Origin of the sequence: Parathalassolituus penaei, from assembly GCF_026626885.1 — a bacterium.
Taxonomy (GTDB): Bacteria; Pseudomonadota; Gammaproteobacteria; order Pseudomonadales; family Oceanobacteraceae; genus Oceanobacter; species Oceanobacter penaei.
Map to the genome: position 1 here is coordinate 102301 of NZ_JAPNOA010000039.1, position 16138 is coordinate 118438.

General features: G+C 52.5%; 12 protein-coding genes. All 12 read left to right on the top strand.

What is annotated here, in order from left to right; translation table 11 throughout:
- Window positions 1–170 precede the first annotated feature (170 nt).
- The 12 genes from OUO13_RS13450 (at window position 171) to OUO13_RS13505 (ending at window position 15968) form a co-directional block, all read left to right on the top strand.
- Window positions 171–1766: an AAA family ATPase gene (locus OUO13_RS13450; RefSeq protein ID WP_283174413.1), complete on the top strand. Its 1596-nt coding sequence runs from the start codon at window positions 171–173 to the stop codon at window positions 1764–1766.
- Window positions 1767–1781: 15 nt separating this feature from the next.
- Window positions 1782–5252: an AAA domain-containing protein gene (locus OUO13_RS13455; RefSeq protein ID WP_283174414.1), complete on the top strand. Its 3471-nt coding sequence runs from the start codon at window positions 1782–1784 to the stop codon at window positions 5250–5252.
- On the top strand, window positions 5249–6943 hold the full coding sequence (locus OUO13_RS13460; RefSeq protein WP_283174415.1) for a hypothetical protein: 1695 nt from the start codon (window positions 5249–5251) through the stop codon (window positions 6941–6943). Before OUO13_RS13455 ends, OUO13_RS13460 begins: the two co-directional genes overlap by 4 nt.
- Window positions 6943–9291 carry a hypothetical protein gene (locus tag OUO13_RS13465; RefSeq protein WP_283174416.1) on the top strand — a complete coding sequence of 783 codons (2349 nt, stop codon included), beginning with the start codon at window positions 6943–6945 and terminating at the stop codon, window positions 9289–9291. The genes OUO13_RS13460 and OUO13_RS13465 overlap by 1 nt, the downstream gene beginning before the upstream one ends.
- Window positions 9284–9493 carry a DUF2997 domain-containing protein gene (locus tag OUO13_RS13470; RefSeq protein ID WP_283174417.1) on the top strand — a complete coding sequence of 70 codons (210 nt, stop codon included), beginning with the start codon at window positions 9284–9286 and terminating at the stop codon, window positions 9491–9493. The genes OUO13_RS13465 and OUO13_RS13470 overlap by 8 nt, the downstream gene beginning before the upstream one ends.
- Entirely contained in the window at window positions 9493–10002 is a 510-nt protein-coding gene (locus OUO13_RS13475; RefSeq protein ID WP_283174418.1) for a hypothetical protein, read from the top strand. Before OUO13_RS13470 ends, OUO13_RS13475 begins: the two co-directional genes overlap by 1 nt.
- A gap of 2 nt (window positions 10003–10004) precedes the next feature.
- Complete coding sequence (locus tag OUO13_RS13480) at window positions 10005–10610, top strand: 4Fe-4S single cluster domain-containing protein (RefSeq protein ID WP_283174419.1); 606 nt, start codon at window positions 10005–10007, stop codon at window positions 10608–10610.
- A 144-nt stretch (window positions 10611–10754) separates the two neighbouring features.
- Window positions 10755–11198: a DoxX family protein gene (locus OUO13_RS13485; RefSeq protein WP_283174420.1), complete on the top strand. Its 444-nt coding sequence runs from the start codon at window positions 10755–10757 to the stop codon at window positions 11196–11198.
- A 215-nt stretch (window positions 11199–11413) separates the two neighbouring features.
- Entirely contained in the window at window positions 11414–13615 is a 2202-nt protein-coding gene (locus tag OUO13_RS13490; RefSeq protein WP_283174421.1) for a TonB-dependent siderophore receptor, read from the top strand.
- 4 nt (window positions 13616–13619) lie between these two features.
- Window positions 13620–13919: an iron uptake protein gene (locus OUO13_RS13495; RefSeq protein WP_283174422.1), complete on the top strand. Its 300-nt coding sequence runs from the start codon at window positions 13620–13622 to the stop codon at window positions 13917–13919.
- 10 nt (window positions 13920–13929) lie between these two features.
- Window positions 13930–15642: a PepSY-associated TM helix domain-containing protein gene (locus tag OUO13_RS13500; protein ID WP_283174423.1), complete on the top strand. Its 1713-nt coding sequence runs from the start codon at window positions 13930–13932 to the stop codon at window positions 15640–15642.
- Complete coding sequence (locus tag OUO13_RS13505; RefSeq protein WP_283174424.1) at window positions 15639–15968, top strand: DUF3325 domain-containing protein; 330 nt, start codon at window positions 15639–15641, stop codon at window positions 15966–15968. The genes OUO13_RS13500 and OUO13_RS13505 overlap by 4 nt, the downstream gene beginning before the upstream one ends.
- Window positions 15969–16138 lie beyond the last annotated feature (170 nt).

The following is a 16138-nucleotide window of genomic DNA, read 5'->3' on the forward strand; positions in this document are numbered from 1 at the left end:
AGGCCCGGCAGGCAACTGCCCGGCCTGTTTTTATTTGGGGCCACTCCAGAATCACGTACATTTTGATAGAGCCAAACGTAATAAAGATTTTCAACGACGCTTGTTTTTTAAACTTCATTTACGGATATTCAAGCTAGTGTTCCACGCGTTGTCATCAAGGAAGTGCCGTCGTGAAGTTTCTCGAACAACTCAAACTCAATATTCGAGCCTCTGCGCCTATCGTTCAAATCATCAGTCACGAAACCCTGCGGATTCGCGCTTGTTGTACTCAAGCCGCTGAGGACCAGAGCAGAGACCTTTACGTCTGGAATATGCCCCAAGGATTAAGGCGATACGACATTGAGGACGATGCCTGGGAGGCTAGGGATGAGGGTGGCCAGCCGCAAGAAGTTCTTGAGTGGTTAGTGGATTTCTATGCCGATGATGAAAATCCTGAATTCATCCTGCTTCTGGAGGATTTCCATCATTTTCTGAATGAACATACATTAATCAGCCGCTTGCGTGCATTTGCGATCGCCGTTGCCAGCCGCGAGATCAATAACGTCACGGTTGTACTCTCCCAGCCAGCTCTTTTACTGCCTCCAGAATTGGAGAAAGAGGTGCAGGTGATGGAAATGCCATTACCGGATACCGATGACCTCAAAACCCTGATGCGGCAGGCGTGCGATCGTTATGGTCTGGACGATAGGGACTATCAGGAATCATCCGCTCTGATCGAGTCTGCACTCGGTCTTTCCACCAGTGAGGCACAACTGGCTTTCTCAAAGGCTGCTTGTCAGTTCAAGCGTCTGACCGAATCTGAAATTCCCTTTATCGTCAAAGAAAAGGAACAGGTGATTCGCAAAAGCGGACATCTTGAATACTTTCATCCGAAAGCCACCCTCGACGATATTGGCGGCCTCGATAACCTCAAATCCTGGCTGAATCGCCGTCGCCAGTCGTTTACCAAAGACGCCCGAGATTTTGGTCTGGAAACTCCCCGAGGCGTGCTGCTGCTCGGTTTGCCGGGCACGGGTAAAAGCCTGGCTGCCAAAGCGGTGGCCAATGCCTGGCAATTACCTTTGTTGCGTTTGGATATGGGTAAAATCTACGGTGGCATTGTCGGGCAGTCGGAGGCGAACATACGTTCGGCGCTGCAAACGGCTGAAGCGCTGGCACCCAGCATTCTGTGGGTCGATGAAATCGAAAAAGGCCTGTCGGGTATGCAAAGCTCTGGCGCCACCGACGGTGGTACAACATCCCGGGTGTTGGGCACCTTTCTGACCTGGATGCAGGAAAAGGAACAGCCGGTGTTTGTAGTGGCAACTGCCAACCATATCGCGCAATTACCACCTGAGTTACTGCGTAAAGGCCGTGTCGATGAAATCTTCTTTGTGGATCTGCCAGTGCAGCAAGATCGGAAAGATATTATCTCGATTCACCTGAAACGCCGAAATCGTCTGGATGATTTCTCTTCTGCGGAACTGGATGAACTGGCTAGTGCCAGCAAAGGCTTTACCGGGGCTGAACTGGAAGAAGCCGTCAAGGAAGCCATGTTTCTGGCTTTTGACGAAGGCCACCAGTTAAACAAGGACGATATCCTCAAGGCCATTAAGGCCACCTCTCCACTCTCTTTGACTATGGCCGAAATGATTCAGGATACCCGTGACTGGGCGAAGGGGCGCGCTGTAGCTGCCAGCTCTGCCCAGCCAGAGGCTCTGGATCTTTCCAACAGTAAAAAGCCACGCCTTAAACAGGAAGGCGAAAACCCCTTCGTTAAAAAATAGCCAGGACAGCGTGTTATGGAAAACCCGTTTTTTACTGCTCTTGAACAACAGGGGTTCAAGGCGGTCACCCTTGCCAGCCAGACCAACAGTGTCCTGATGCCGTTTATGCATTACCTGAACAACAGCATCAAAGCGCTGGAGAACAAGGAAGTCAGCTGTGAATGGAAGCCTGTTGCTAACAAGCGTTATCAGCTCAAGCCCGACAAACGGATCTGGCAACTTCTACCTGTGAGCGAAATTGAAGTGGCGGCTGGCAAGCAAGGCTGGTTTGAGATTCTCTCCGTCGATGGTGAGTTACCTGATGCGGATTTCGACCCGGATGAAAACGATCCGATTCAGCAGGGTAAAGGCAAAGGTCGACGAGAGACGGTTATAACCGATGGTGGATTTAACGCCTCGGATTACCAGCTGTATTTACCCAAGCTTGAACTGGATGATGACCCGATTTCCTGGAGTGGGTATCAGCTGGAACTGCGTCCAATGGCCGTTCAGCTTGATCAGCTAGAGTCCGTTTATATCGATGGTCAACCATGTAAGGTCACGATGCAAACTGGCGTTCGTCTAGTTCTGCAAGGTCATGTGACAGCCAGTAGCAAACTGTCCATTGGTGGCCAGGACACGCCTTTCACCCTGATTAAAGGAATGGATGAGTCCTGGCTTAAGCAATGGCACGCCAAATCTGAGGGTAATGGTTGGCTGCTGTTTTCAGAGTCGCGGCCTCAGGTCGACGGTCGTAAGCTGGACGACATTACCAGTAAGCAACTGGCAAGGCTGAGTTGTGGTCACTTTCAATGTCAGGAACATTCTCTGCAAAGTGATCACTGGGATTTGAAGGTTGAAAGCCTTGCCACAAAGGGGGATCAGAAGGACAAAAGCCAGGTTCTGGTGCTCGAGAGTCGAGGCACAGAACAACTGAAGGATTCTGATGTTCTGACATGCTCCGTTTTTCCTCAGCTGTCCTGGACAGTGGAGTCTGCCAAAGTCGAAGAAAAATGGATTCAGCTGATCGAAAAAGACAGCGGTGACGACACAGGTAAATCCGATCTGGATTACTTCTTTGGCGATAACCAGAACATCAAAATTCTTGATTCCACCCAGCGTAAAAATGACGATGGTTTTCGTGTACTCAAGGTTCGTCAGGATGAGCGCCAGATCTTGCTGGCCAGAAATATCAAAGGCAAGAAAAACTGGAATAGCGAGTATCCATCCCAACAAGGGAAGTCCTGCGAGATCCGCGTGAGCGTGGACACCAGCCAACTGCGTCGTCAAAAGGACGCCATCAACCAACTGATGAGTCGACCTTCTGGAGGCCATTGGCCTCTGATTCAGATGTTGCAGAAGCGTGAGCAAACACGTTGGCCCGATGTACAACTGTTTCAAATCCCGGAGTCCGGCTGGAAAGTACTGACAGACCCGAACTTCGATGGTTGTGATCGTCAACGCGAGTTTGTCACCAAGGCTCTGGCCAGTAACGACTTCACCATTCTGGATGGCCCGCCGGGCACAGGTAAAACCACCACGATTCTTGAACTGATCATGCAGCTGGTGTTGCAAGGCAAACGTGTGCTTTTGTCGGCTTCCACCCATGCCGCAATCAATAACGTGTTGGAACGCATCAAGGAAAATCCAGCGCTGTCCGCGCAAATATTTCCGTTGCGCATCGGTGATGAAAACAATGCCATCGGCGTGGAAGAATTCCAGTTCGACAATCTGCTTGATGGTCTTCAGAAAATCCAAGGGTGTGATCAGCTCAGCAAGCAGCTGATGGTGGACTCTTCCAATCTGGTTTGCGGTACCACCATCGGTATTCTTAGACTATTCAATGATCGCGAGGTGTCACTGGATACCGGTGAGCCGCCGTTTGATGTGATGATCATCGACGAATGCAGTAAAACCACTTTTCAGGAGTTCCTGGTGCCCGCGCGTTTTGCCAAACGCTGGGTATTGGTAGGCGACGTTCGTCAGCTATCACCGTTTACTGATCGTGAACAGATCGTCGCCAACCTCGATAATCTGATGCTGGTTCCACCCAAAGGCAAAACACCGGGTCAGAACCTTTCTGCAGCAGTCCAGCAAGCCTGTTTTATTTTGGAAGAGCTACGAGGCAATCATCAGTCTCCTTATTCACAGCCAATGCTGGTGCCTGTTACCCGTGATGTTGCAAACGCCTTGGTTGATGAAATTCGAACACGCACTTCGCTGCCAAAACTTGCCAAGGGTTTCGATAACCTGTTGGTCGTGATGGCAAATGAGGGACGCAATGCTGATCACCATCAGGTTGGCGTTAAACAAATTCAGCAGAAACCGGATCAACTGTATCGTCACAATCTATGTTTCGTCGAAGAAGGTTGTCTGGGCGAGATTGCTCGATGGATTCCTGACGATATGTTGATACTGCATCCCGATTGGTACCGCACCTCCCAAGCAGCGCGGCATAAGGTTTCGGGAACTGGCTGTAAGTCGTTCAAAGTTAAAACCGCTGATTACACGGATACCGCACAGGTTCATAGGGAGCTACTCGACCGTATCGATAGCACCAAATGGTCGGAAGAGGTGTGCTGGCGGCTGGAGCGTGAATACTGGCTGCGGTTATCCGCCAACCAGCGGCAGAAAACTGGCTATATTGAAGACACATTGGAACGCCTGTTTCCCAAGTCGATATCGGCTGATGGCCGGATTCATGTGCTCAAGAATATCGCTTTCCCGTCGATTCTTGAGGCGCTATCGGGCGATGGCCTGGTCAAACGCAAGAATGACGATCCAACGACCTTGAATCAGGGATTTAATCCTTCTGAAAAATCCCAGCGCTATACGACGCTGACCTACCAGCATCGAATGCACCCCGATATATCCCAATTTCCTCGGCAGCAGTTTTATCCGCCAGGCGTGCTGGCTGACGGAGGCAAAACGACTTCCGACAGGGCATGGAACTATCCACAATATGAATCCCGTAATATCTGGTTGGATGTTCGAGGAACAACGTTAAGGGGGAATAGCAACCGGCAGGAAACCGATGCTCTGATTATCGAGCTGAAAGCGTTTTGTGATTGGGGAGAAGGCAAAAGCAAAAAAGGCGAACCCTTTGATGTAGCAGTTCTGACGTTTTACAAGGGCCAGGAAAAAGCCTTGCGAGAAGCACTGCAGCAATTGCCAGGAAATGCTAACCGTTACGCACGATTTAATTACAAAGGCATATCGATCAAGTTGGCGACAGTGGACTACTTCCAAGGCCAGGAAGCCGATGTGGTATTCCTGTCGATGGTAAATACCCATCGCGACGGCTTTATGGACTCACCCAACCGCCTTAACGTTTCCATTACCCGTGCCCGCTATCAGTTAGTAATTGTTGGACATCATGAATATTTCTCTCAGCGCTCCCGTACGCTGGAACTGAAAAAACTTGCAGAATCCTGCCATGTTTCGACCGCCAGTAGCCAAAAACAGTCGCACCATCATGCAGGTAAGAAAGGGAAGTCTCATCAATGAGTGGCAATCAGAAAAACAGAATGAAGTCGTTAGCGGAACGTAAAGGGAATGCTCAAGGAGAGGCTGCTAATCAATCCAGTCCCGGCGATGGCAAAACAGGCTCGCTAGCCTTAACACTCAGCAGAACCGTTCAGTTGAAACGTTATCCCATCATCGCAAGAGTTACGTTTTTGCGAGAACGCCCTGATCTGGTGTCCTTGTTAAAGGGTATACAAAACAATCCTGCCGATATGCCGCCTCGACTGAAGCAGTATCTCAAACAGGAAACGCTGTGGAATGAATCAGGTATTACAGATAAGGGCCAGCAAGTCATTGATAGCGGCCGGTTCGAAGCCAAAGAGCGCGGTCTTTATCATATCTGGTACACAGAGAACGACCCGCTTTTTGGGATTCGTCCGACATTTATTCAGAGGGATACAGCGTTCTTTGAACCCAATATGCAAAGCTGGAAAAAAGGACCTGACGCGGCTCGATCAAATTTTCGGGTAGATGAGTCGTTACAATTGAGCGTTCTGGAGGAGTCTTTTGTCGATCGCAACAAGACAGAACTGAAAAATATCAGTTTGCAGATCATATCGCTTGAGCCTGAAGTGATTTGCTCGCCCGAAAAATCAGCAGAGATTCAGCTTGAATGGACGCTGGACTTTTCGCAGTCGCTGGTCAGCCTGAAAGGCCAGCTGGATATGCTGAACTTTCAAACACAGGGCGGCCAGAACAAATCCAGCTCACGTCCAGAAGCTCTGGAAGTCTATATTGATGATTTTAGTGATCGTCTGAACGATGTCATGGCGGCTATCGCTGAAAAATTCGACGGCCGCTGGCTACCCGAAGAACAACGTGTAAGTACTCGGTTGGAACAGATTCAGCGTTATCCATCTGCTGTGCAGAAATTCCAGATCGGCAGTTTGAATTGCTCAAGCCTGAAGACCAAGATAGGGGAGTTTCATTCTGTTCTGGCCAAACACATTCCCATTCAACCAGCTAACCAATCTGATGCTGAAGATTGGCAGCACTGCTGGCTGAAAGACTTCTACAGCAGAAAATACCAGTCATCGACAGAGGCTCGTAAACAGCAGTCAGAATGGCTGGATCATATCGCCTTGAATGACTTCGAATTACCACTTAAAGAACAACAGTCCTTGTTGTCTGAGCTATCTCGCGAAAGTCAGCCTAGCGCCTATTGGCATATTGCGGCGATGGCGGATCTGACTCCTTCCAGAAGCCGCAAGCAGCGCATGCCGATCAGTCTGGTAAACGGTGATGTATTGGATCTCGATCAGCTGATCCAACAGTTGTCAGGCAGTGAAGACATAGAGCACATCATCTACTCAGATCGTTACGTTCATACCCCACGTCAGAGCCGCAACCTGAACCATGTTGCTGCTTTTCTTGCTGATGCCGAGGGCTTGTTGCTAACGCTGGATAAACAGCACGGAAAAGAAGCAGAACTCCCAGACAACTGGTCGCGCGAAATCCTGCAAAAGCAAAATGATAACCACGGCCGGTACTGGATTCTGATCGGTACGAAGCATACCTGGTGCTGGGAATGCAGCAGCGGGTTGGACTTTATTCGCGAGACTGATGGCCGATTCAGTGTTGATGGCTCACCGACTTTTACTCCGAAAGAGGTGTCAGAACTGCCTCGATACCTGCAAGACCGGATCAATAACACCGCAGTGGAGGCTCTTTGATGACACGGATCGTACCTCGTCAGGAACAATTTCGAATCGATTACCAGAACGAGCATCTGCCTGCTTTGTTCAGCAAACAGAGGTCCGATGCGAACTTCAGTAGAACTTTACCACAGCATAATTGTGAGATTCTCAAGCGGGTTATCTCCGGGGCGCGCCTCACCCTTCTGATTGCCTGTGAGCAATTGAAAGAAGGATCGCTGATTCAGGCAGTGAAAGAACAAGCAGACAAAGGTACTCGTATTTATCTGCTATTGAACGACAAAAACGCCAACAAGGCGGCAATTGATACTCTCTCTGGGCGTTGCCTGATTCGCACTGGCGTGAGCCAGCAAGGTGCTTTGGTATTGGTGGATCACACCACCACTCAGGCACAAGGACTACTGTTGATGTCGGGTCAACCTCTGGCATCTACAGATCAAGCTGCCTGGGGAATCCAGCTGGAACCTCAGCAAATCGATGACAGCTTCCGCAGCTTCTGCAAACTGTTTTGGGAAAATAGCAATGAGGAATACCTGCAGCAGAACCAGCAGCAAGCCAGCGTGCAACATCCGGATGGCGTCGTCGTTACCAATCATTCCCATCAGCTATGCGGCAACTTGAACGATTGCCTGGGCGATACCCTGAACCAATTACAAGCGGCTACTCATTCCGGCTTTAATGCTTCCGGTGATGGCTGGCGTTTGCTGCTGGGTACTCACTCCAGTGATATAGCAGAGCAGGCTCGTACCGGTGTAGCCCTGACCGAGAATCGGATTCCATCGTTGTTGATATCAAGGGAAGGAAACTGGTTGCTGCCAGATCAATCGGATTTTTCGGCGGCGAATTGGTGCTTAAAGCTATCAGCACAGCAAAGCCATAAAATTAAGCAGGCATACGAACAGGCCTTTGAGGAGGCCGCCTGGCAATATCAAGCCCAAACAGCGATAGGCGAATGCGCTGATCTGCAACCACTTCGATTTGCAGACCAGCCCGGTCTGGAATATGTGATTAAACAAAAACGTAAAATTAAACTTGAGGATATCAGAGCTCGTGATATCGACAGTTTCCTGAATGATAATGCCGAACAGCTGGCGTCCGGGGTGACCGCCTGGCAACGCAGCCAGCTGGCCCACTTTATTGATTATGATGTGGTCGTACACCCACCCTACTGCCCTGAAACTGCTAAGCCCGATGCTTTGTATCAAGACTGGAAAAATTCAGAACAGGATTGGCAGCAACGCCTTGAACTGCTCACTAATGCCCAGTCCAAGATCGACCAGCAGCAAGCCGGAATTGCTGAGAAGCTAAGAGGGTTTATCAAGGGGTTCTTGCTTGGGCAGGGACAGTCGGTGAAATCCCTGAATCTGGAAATCGATGCCCTCAAAACCTGGTCTGTCACTACAGCAACACCAGCGGAGCGAAAGGAACATCGAAAGCAATTAGAGTCCTTGCAGGATAAAATTCGCAAGCGTGGTTCCGATACCGAGCAGAAGCTGGACGAGGCCGAACAGAATCAGCGTTGGGAACAACGTCGTGATGAATTAAAAACTGATCAGTTGAAAGCGAACGACCTGTTGAAACAGAAGTCGTCGGCCCTTGATCAGCTGCAAAACAAAAAGACAGATGCCACCTCTCAGGTTGAGCAAAAATTCAGGGCTAGCTGGAAATTGGCTGCCGAGAAGCTGACAGATCAGCAGCTGAACGAGACCGAAATCAACGACATCCAGCCAGAGCAGTTTCTTGCAGAAGTTTTGCCTGAAATTCCTCAGGCGGCACCAAAAGATGCTGATGAGCCAGAAAAGCAGGCTAGACAGAAGGCTATTCAAGAAGCCAAATCCAGACGTGATGAATTAACAAAACAGGCTCGCCAAGCCTGTATAAAAGCCAGACGGGAAGCACTGCAATCCATGGATGTGGGTCAGGCTAACAACTGGAAAATATCCATCCAAGAGAAACTCTGGAAAAAGCATTACAGCGCTTTTGAACGCTGCCTGGCTGATCATGAGCAAGGCGTGAAAAAAATCGATCGTGATATTCAGGAAGCTCAAAAAGCACTGGCTAACAGCAGAACTGAACAGGAACGAGCAGAAACAGCACTGAATGAACACGGTTCATCGTTTGTGTATCAACCGAAACAAGCATCCGATGCCTTTGCCAAACAGCTCGGCCTGAAAGGTAATCAAGCTATTGAAAACCAATACCAATGGCCGTCAGAAGAATTGCCTGCTGAAGGGACTAAACTGCGTCAACATCAGCAGATCCGTTATCTAGTGGTATTTGATAAGAATCAGATTGATCAGGCCAAACGGGATGCGAAACGTTTGAACGCAAAAATCGTATGCGACAAGGAGCCTGCCAATGCCTGAACAGAAAATTACCCTGACCATTAACGACGATGGCGCCATTACCGCCAAGACCAGTGGCTTCAAGGGCGAAAGCTGTCTGGAAGCGCTGGATGAGCTGCTGAATCTGGAAGGTGTCGTCAGCAACGTCAAAAAGACCGATGAATATCATCAAGAGCAAACCCAACATACGAATCGAGTTCAGTCGCTCAAGGGGAAATCCTGATGAGTGCCGTAATCAAAACCGTTACGCCATTTGTAATTGAAGAAATGCTGATGGAAGCATTGCAGGCTGTTGGAGCTGAGCCGGTGAAAATCACCGTATCGAATCTGCAAACCGTCAGTCATCGCGGAGGTTTGGTGGTAGGAGATATTCTAACCAATCGGTCGGACTACTACGGCCCACAACACTTTCGCCTGGAAGGGGATCGCTGGATTTTGCGTCACGATTCCAGCGAAATGAATGGCCGCATAAGCAATAGGCTTGCAGAAAAGCATTACTCCAGAGTTGGCCGCTTTCTTGAGGAGGTCGGATCTGCGTATGAAGTGGCCTATCAAGGTTATCTTGCGCGGACTGCTGAGCAGGAACGTATTCGCCTGGAGGAAGAACGTAAAGCCCGTGTTGAAGCTACACGCCAACAAGCCATTGCCAAAGCCAGGTCCCAAGGCTATTCGGTTAAGGAAACCACCAACAGTAAAGGCCAGATCCAGCTGGTTCTGACCCGAATGGTGTAACCGTGGCCAAAGACTATGGCGAATACTTCAACGTTGCCCATATCGAGCCGGAGAGCCATATCTATGGCCCCGGCAAACGCTTTGTTGTCTGGTTGCAGGGTTGTTCTCTGGCTTGCGAGGGCTGCTGGAATCAGGATATGTGGTCAGTCAGGGAGAAGAAACTTGTACATCGGCAGCAATTACTGGACGAAATCCATAGAACTCCGGATATCGATGGAGTAACGCTGCTCGGAGGCGAGCCATTACAACAACCCAATAACACCCTTTGGCTACTCACCCATTTACACGCACAAGCGTTGACCAGAATTCTCTACACCGGTTACGAACTGGATGAGCTCGTGGCTATGGGTCTGCTGGATCATATCAACCGGGTTACGGATCTTGTGATTTATGGACGATACCAACGTGAAAATCGGCAGATCAACTTGCAATGGTCAGGCTCCAGTAACCAGGGGTATCACTACCCACCAGCCAGCAGGATTGAGGCTCGCCCAAGCGCCACAACTGAGATTGAAATCATTATATCCGACAACGGTGCTGTTCGATTACTCGGCTATCCGGACGAGGTGATCCGGGATATTGTCGATCAGTTACCAGTCAGTAGTTGACTCGCTACCCGCCAGCAACTCCCGCGCCACAAACCACTTCATCCACACCCCCTATCCTTTCCGCCCTTGACCCATGTCGGGGTTGGTCGCTGCATTCCCGTGCATTGTTAAGCCATACAACAATGGCGAAACAGGGAGCGTCTTATGAACCTCATCAGCCGTGACGATTTTGCAATCAAGGCCAGTAACTTCAATCTGAGTGATGGTCTGGTGCTGACCCGCTTGACCTGTGGGCTGTTTATGCTGCCCCACTCACTCAGCAAGTTTGCCGATTGGGCTCCGGCTCCGGGCACGGTGGCATTTTTTGGCAAGGTCGGTTTTCAGCCACCTGAGCTGTGGGTGTGGATTGCCGGTGGCTCCGAAGCGGTGTTTGCGATTCTGCTGATCCTCGGTATTTGTACCCGCTGGTCGGCGTTGGGTCTGGCATCGGTGATGGCAGTAGCGGCCTATTCGGTATTTGCCCTGAAGGGGTTTGTGTGGCTGGCCAACAACGGTGGTTTTGAATACGCGGTGTTTTTCGGGGTAATGCTGATTGGGCTGGCACTCAATGAATTCAAGCGACGGCCGCTGTTTGGTGCGATGGCCTGAGGCCTCGACTGGTTTGAATCACAGGGCAGCCAATGGCTGCCCTGTGTGTTTGCGGTGGCTGGAATGGCCATTGTGGTGATAATCATGCTCGCTCCCGTCATTGTTTGTTGATCGATCATCGATAGATTTAAACGATAACACATATCATTTACAAATGTTAACGATAACAATATCATCCTGCCCGACATCAACCCAACAGGATGGTAAAACTCGCTATGACGCGCTTTTCAGGCTTCCGCCACGCTGCCCGCAACCCGCTGGCGTTTGCAATCCGTTCCGCCCTGGTATCCATGGTGGCGTTGCCACTGCTGGCTCAGGCCGACGACAACACGCCAATTGAAATTGCTCCGGTAAAAGTGACGGCAGATGCACTGAAGGCAGACCGTCGCAGCGACACCTCGTATCAGGGCGATGCCGCCAAATCCGCTACCGGCCTGACGCTGGAAGCCACAGAAACACCGCAGTCGGTTACGGTATTCACCCGCAAACGGATGGAAGAGCAGAAACTCGACAACATCAACGACGTGCTGAGCCAGACCGCTGGTATCTCCGTGAAGGAATACGACAGCGCCCGCCAGTATTACTATTCCCGTGGTTTTGAAATCACCACCATCATGATTGATGGGGTACCAACCCTGTTTGATCCGGGCTGGGGTACCGGCGAAAACGCCTCCAGCACCGCCATGTACGAACAGGTAGAAGTGATCAAGGGCGCGACCGGCCTGACCTCGGGTGAAGGTAATCCGTCGGCGGCCATCAACATGGTGCGCAAACGTGCCGACAGCAAGGAACTGGAAGGCACCGCCACTCTTGGCACCGGTAATCGCGCCCAGTACAACGGTTCGCTGGATGTCGCTTCGGCTCTCAACGCCGATGGTGATGTGCGCGGCCGTGCAGTGGTCAGCCACCAGCAGGAAGACTCATTCCGTGATGTGGGTGATAGCGCCAGCTCCATGGTTTATCTGACCACCGAAATGGATCTGTCGGCCCGTACCCGTCTGACGCTGGGAGGCAATTACCAGCTCAACGAAAACAACTCGCCGACCTGGGGTGGTATTCCGGCCTGGTACAGCGATGGCAGCCGCTCCCACTATAGCCGCTCAACCACGACCTCCGCCGACTGGGCCTACTGGGATAACCGCCACGCCAATCTGTTTGCCGAACTCAGCCACCAGCTGGATAACGGCTGGCAACTGGATGCCCGGGTAAATCAGGGGAACTCCAGCAGCGACTCCCGGTTGCTGTACGTGTCTGGCAACGCCGATGAAGAAACCGGCCTGGGTCTGAGCGCCTGTAACTGTGGCAAGTTTGATACCGATACCAGTTACCGCATGATGGACATCAGCGCCCGTGGTGATTACTCGCTGTTTGGCCGTCAGCATCAGGCCAGCATTACCCTGTCACGTGGCCAGCGGGAATTTATCGCCCACTCAGCCAACGCCACCAGTGTGGCCGACATTGGCAACTTCAACGAATGGGATGGCACCGGTTACGCCGAACATATCTGGGGCGATACCTTCCTGTACGAACACTTTATTGATACCCAGACCGCTCTGTCCGGCTCCACGCGCCTGAGTCTGGCCGATGATCTGCACGCCATTGTGGGTGCCCGAATCACCAACCAGGAAATCGACCGCAAGGCCGCAGCCTATAACGAAGCCCAGACCATTACCCACGATGGCATAGTAACGCCGTATCTGGGCTTGCTGTACGACCTCAACGACACCTACACCCTGTACGCCAGTTACACCGATATTTTCAGTGCCCAGAACGAACGTAGTGCCAGCGGTGATGTGCTCGACCCGATTGTGGGCAAGAGTTACGAAACCGGAATCAAGGCCGGTTTTATGGATGATCGCCTGATTGCATCTGCCGCCGTGTTCCGCATCGAACAGGATAATCTCGCCCAGGCCGATGGCACCAATACCGTGGAGGGCTCAGCCGATCAGGCCTATGTTGAAGCCGATGGTGCCACGTCCCGTGGTTATGAACTGGAACTGACCGGCACCGTTCAGAAAGGCTGGGAAGTTCAGACCGGCTGGACCTCGTGGGAAGCCGAAGATGCTGATGGCACCAAGGTCAACACTGAACAGCCACGCAAAATGCTGAAGCTGTACAGCAGTTACCAGCTGCCGGGTCGCTTCAGTGCCATCACTCTGGGTGGTGGTGCCAACTGGGAAAGCCGCGCCTATGCCGAAGCCACCAACCCGGTGAGCGGTGCTGCCGAACAGGTGTCACAGGAGGCTTACACCCTCTACAACATGATGGCCAGCTACCGCTTTAACGAGCAGTTCAAGACCCAGCTGAACATCGACAACCTCACCGACGAAACCTACTACACCAACATCGGCACCTTCGGCCAGGTCCTGTACGGCACTCCGCGTACAGTCTCGCTGAGCGCCCAGTACGACTTCTGATCCTATGAACCGTCTCTGGTACCTCACTCGTGACAGTATCAGTCCGCTGCTGGCTGCCCTGATGGGCAGCTACCTGTTGGCCTGGGGTGTAACCACCCTGGGCATCAGCGCACTGGTTGCCTCTGGAGTCAGTTTTCACAGTGCCGAAACCGGCCTGTTGTTACTGGCGTTTCCGGTCTGTCTGGCCGGTTTTTTATGGGCTTTTGCCAGCCGCCACCGTTATCGCCTGAGCCTGATGCTGGCCGCGGTTGGCAGTCTGATGACGGCTGCCGGTTGGCAGCTGCAAGCACTGATCCTGCCCTGAAGGAGCCATTATGGAGTTTGCATCCCCTCGTCACGCCATGACCTGGCTTCACACCTGGCTGGGCCTGATCTTCGGCTTTGTGCTGATGGTCTGTTTTTTCTTTGGTGCCCTGTCGGTATTCGACCGCGAGATTGATCGCTGGGCGATACCGGAAACCCGCTTTGATCCGCAGCCGATGCCGTCGTTTGATCAGGTGTTATTACCCGCTTACCAGCGAATGCAGCCCGACCAGGCCGAATATGACCGCATGATGCCGCTGTATCACGACCCGGCTGCCGGTCCAATGACCCCGCGTAACGAATTGCCTGTTGATGAATACTGGGCCTACACCACCCACCGTGATCCGGTATTACAGATCGGTGTTGGCTTTCGGGTCCCGCATCCACTGGAAAGCGTTGGTCATAACCATATTCACGCCAACACCACCATCGACCCGCGTACGGGCGACGAAGTCCCCAACAGTGCCCTGAAAATCGGCAGCGACTGGTTTTACCCGCTACACTACAGCCTCAATCTGGAATGGAACTCGGTGGGCTATTACATCGTTGGTCTGGCCGCGTTTTTTATGCTGGTCGCACTGGTGTCCGGAATCTGGATGCACCGCAAACTGTTCCGCGAGCTGTTTACCTTCCGTCCATGGAAAAGCCGCCTGCGCAGTATTCTCGACCTCCACAACCTGACCGGCGTGGTAGCCCTGCCCTTCCACTTCTTTTTTGCCCTTACCGGCCTGATCATTTTTGCCAGCACATTTTATATGCCGGTGAGTGACACCCTGCTCAAACCCCTGCATGAACAACAGGAAGCACTGGAAGCCAGTCAGAACGGCTTGCCACACGAACGTTCCGGTATTCCGGCACCACTGGCCTCCGTTGATGCCATGGTGCTGGAAGCCAAACGCCTGTGGGCCGAACGCGGCATGGCGGGGGAAGTCGGCTTTCTGATGGTCAGCCATGTGGGGGACGCCAACAGCTTTGTCAGCATCTACCGCGCAGGCAGTGATCGTGTGGCGCTGGTCGGCGAAGCCATTCATTTCCGTGGCAGTGATGGCAGCCTGCTGCTGCAGGAGCTGGATCACCCGGCGGTGGAATCGGCCAACGAGTTCCTCACCGGCCTGCACCTGCAACACTTCGAACACTGGAGCCTGCGCTGGCTCTATCTGTTTGGTGGTTTGCTGGGCTGTGCCTGTATTGCCACCGGTTTCCTGTTTTTTATCGAGAAACGCAAGTTCCAGCACGCCCGTGAAGGCCAGTTTGGCAGCCGACTGGTGGAAGCCTGTGCACTGGCCTGTGTAACCGGCCTGCTGCTGGCAACCCTCGCCATGCTGGTCGCCAACCGCCTGTTACCCGAAGGGGATCAGCGTGCCGACTGGCAGAAGTGGATTTTCTGTGGCGCCTGGCTGGCCAGCCTGCTGCACGGGTTTGTACGAGCCAACACTCATAACGCCGCCCGCGCCAGTGCCGCCTGGTATGAACAGGTCTGGCTGATCAGCATTCTGGCGGCACTGGCAGTGCTGACCAACGCCATCACCACCGGTGATCACCTGCTGCGTACCCTGTTGCTGGAGCCTTACATGGCAGTCGCCGGGGTTGATCTGGTTTTGCTGGTCTGTGCTTTGGGTGCCACCCTGACCGCCCGTTATCTGCAACGGCGGCATGAACAGGCCTGCCAGCGCGTGCTGCCATCGCAGCCCGCGTCTGCACTGCTGGATGGAGGCGCAGCATGAATACCGCATTCTGGTTAATCACGGCCTGCCTGCTGATGCTGGTGGGCATGATCTGGCTGGCCCTGGCCAAACCGGTGCACTGGAAACAGGTGTTGGGAGCCCAAGCCAACTACGGCCGCCACCCGGTCAAAGCTCTGCAGCGGGCCGGTGCGATCAGCCTGCTGCTGTCGGCACTGGCGTGCCTGGCTGCCGACCATCCAAGTATGGCGGTGCTGGTGTGGATCATGTTGCTGGCGCTGTCGACCTTTATCACCGCCATGATCCTCAGCTGGCGTCCGCACTGGTTACAACCACTGATCACCGTACGCCGGTTAACGCAGTCATAAACACAAACATAAATACCCTCAGCGCTGCCGAACTGTCCACCGAACTATCCACCGGACTGTCCGGCAGCGTGCCAACTCTGCCGTTACGTCCGCCGCAGCGGAACCCATCCGGCGAAATGACAAATCCTGCCCGATCTTTACGAAGGCCCGGTGGAGTCCAATCGTGAAGG

What these genes read in the sequence shown, in the direction of transcription:
- OUO13_RS13475 (WP_283174418.1), top strand. Translation starts at nt 9,493, where the DNA reads ATGAGTGCCGTAATCAAAACCGTTACGCCATTTGTAATTGAAGAAATG.
- OUO13_RS13500 (WP_283174423.1), top strand. Translation starts at nt 13,930, where the DNA reads ATGGAGTTTGCATCCCCTCGTCACGCCATGACCTGGCTTCACACCTGG.
- OUO13_RS13495 (WP_283174422.1), top strand. Translation starts at nt 13,620, where the DNA reads ATGAACCGTCTCTGGTACCTCACTCGTGACAGTATCAGTCCGCTGCTG.
- OUO13_RS13465 (WP_283174416.1), top strand. Translation starts at nt 6,943, where the DNA reads ATGACACGGATCGTACCTCGTCAGGAACAATTTCGAATCGATTACCAG.
- OUO13_RS13460 (WP_283174415.1), top strand. Translation starts at nt 5,249, where the DNA reads ATGAGTGGCAATCAGAAAAACAGAATGAAGTCGTTAGCGGAACGTAAA.
- OUO13_RS13505 (WP_283174424.1), top strand. Translation starts at nt 15,639, where the DNA reads ATGAATACCGCATTCTGGTTAATCACGGCCTGCCTGCTGATGCTGGTG.
- OUO13_RS13455 (WP_283174414.1), top strand. Translation starts at nt 1,782, where the DNA reads ATGGAAAACCCGTTTTTTACTGCTCTTGAACAACAGGGGTTCAAGGCG.
- OUO13_RS13470 (WP_283174417.1), top strand. Translation starts at nt 9,284, where the DNA reads ATGCCTGAACAGAAAATTACCCTGACCATTAACGACGATGGCGCCATT.
- OUO13_RS13485 (WP_283174420.1), top strand. Translation starts at nt 10,755, where the DNA reads ATGAACCTCATCAGCCGTGACGATTTTGCAATCAAGGCCAGTAACTTC.
- OUO13_RS13490 (WP_283174421.1), top strand. Translation starts at nt 11,414, where the DNA reads ATGACGCGCTTTTCAGGCTTCCGCCACGCTGCCCGCAACCCGCTGGCG.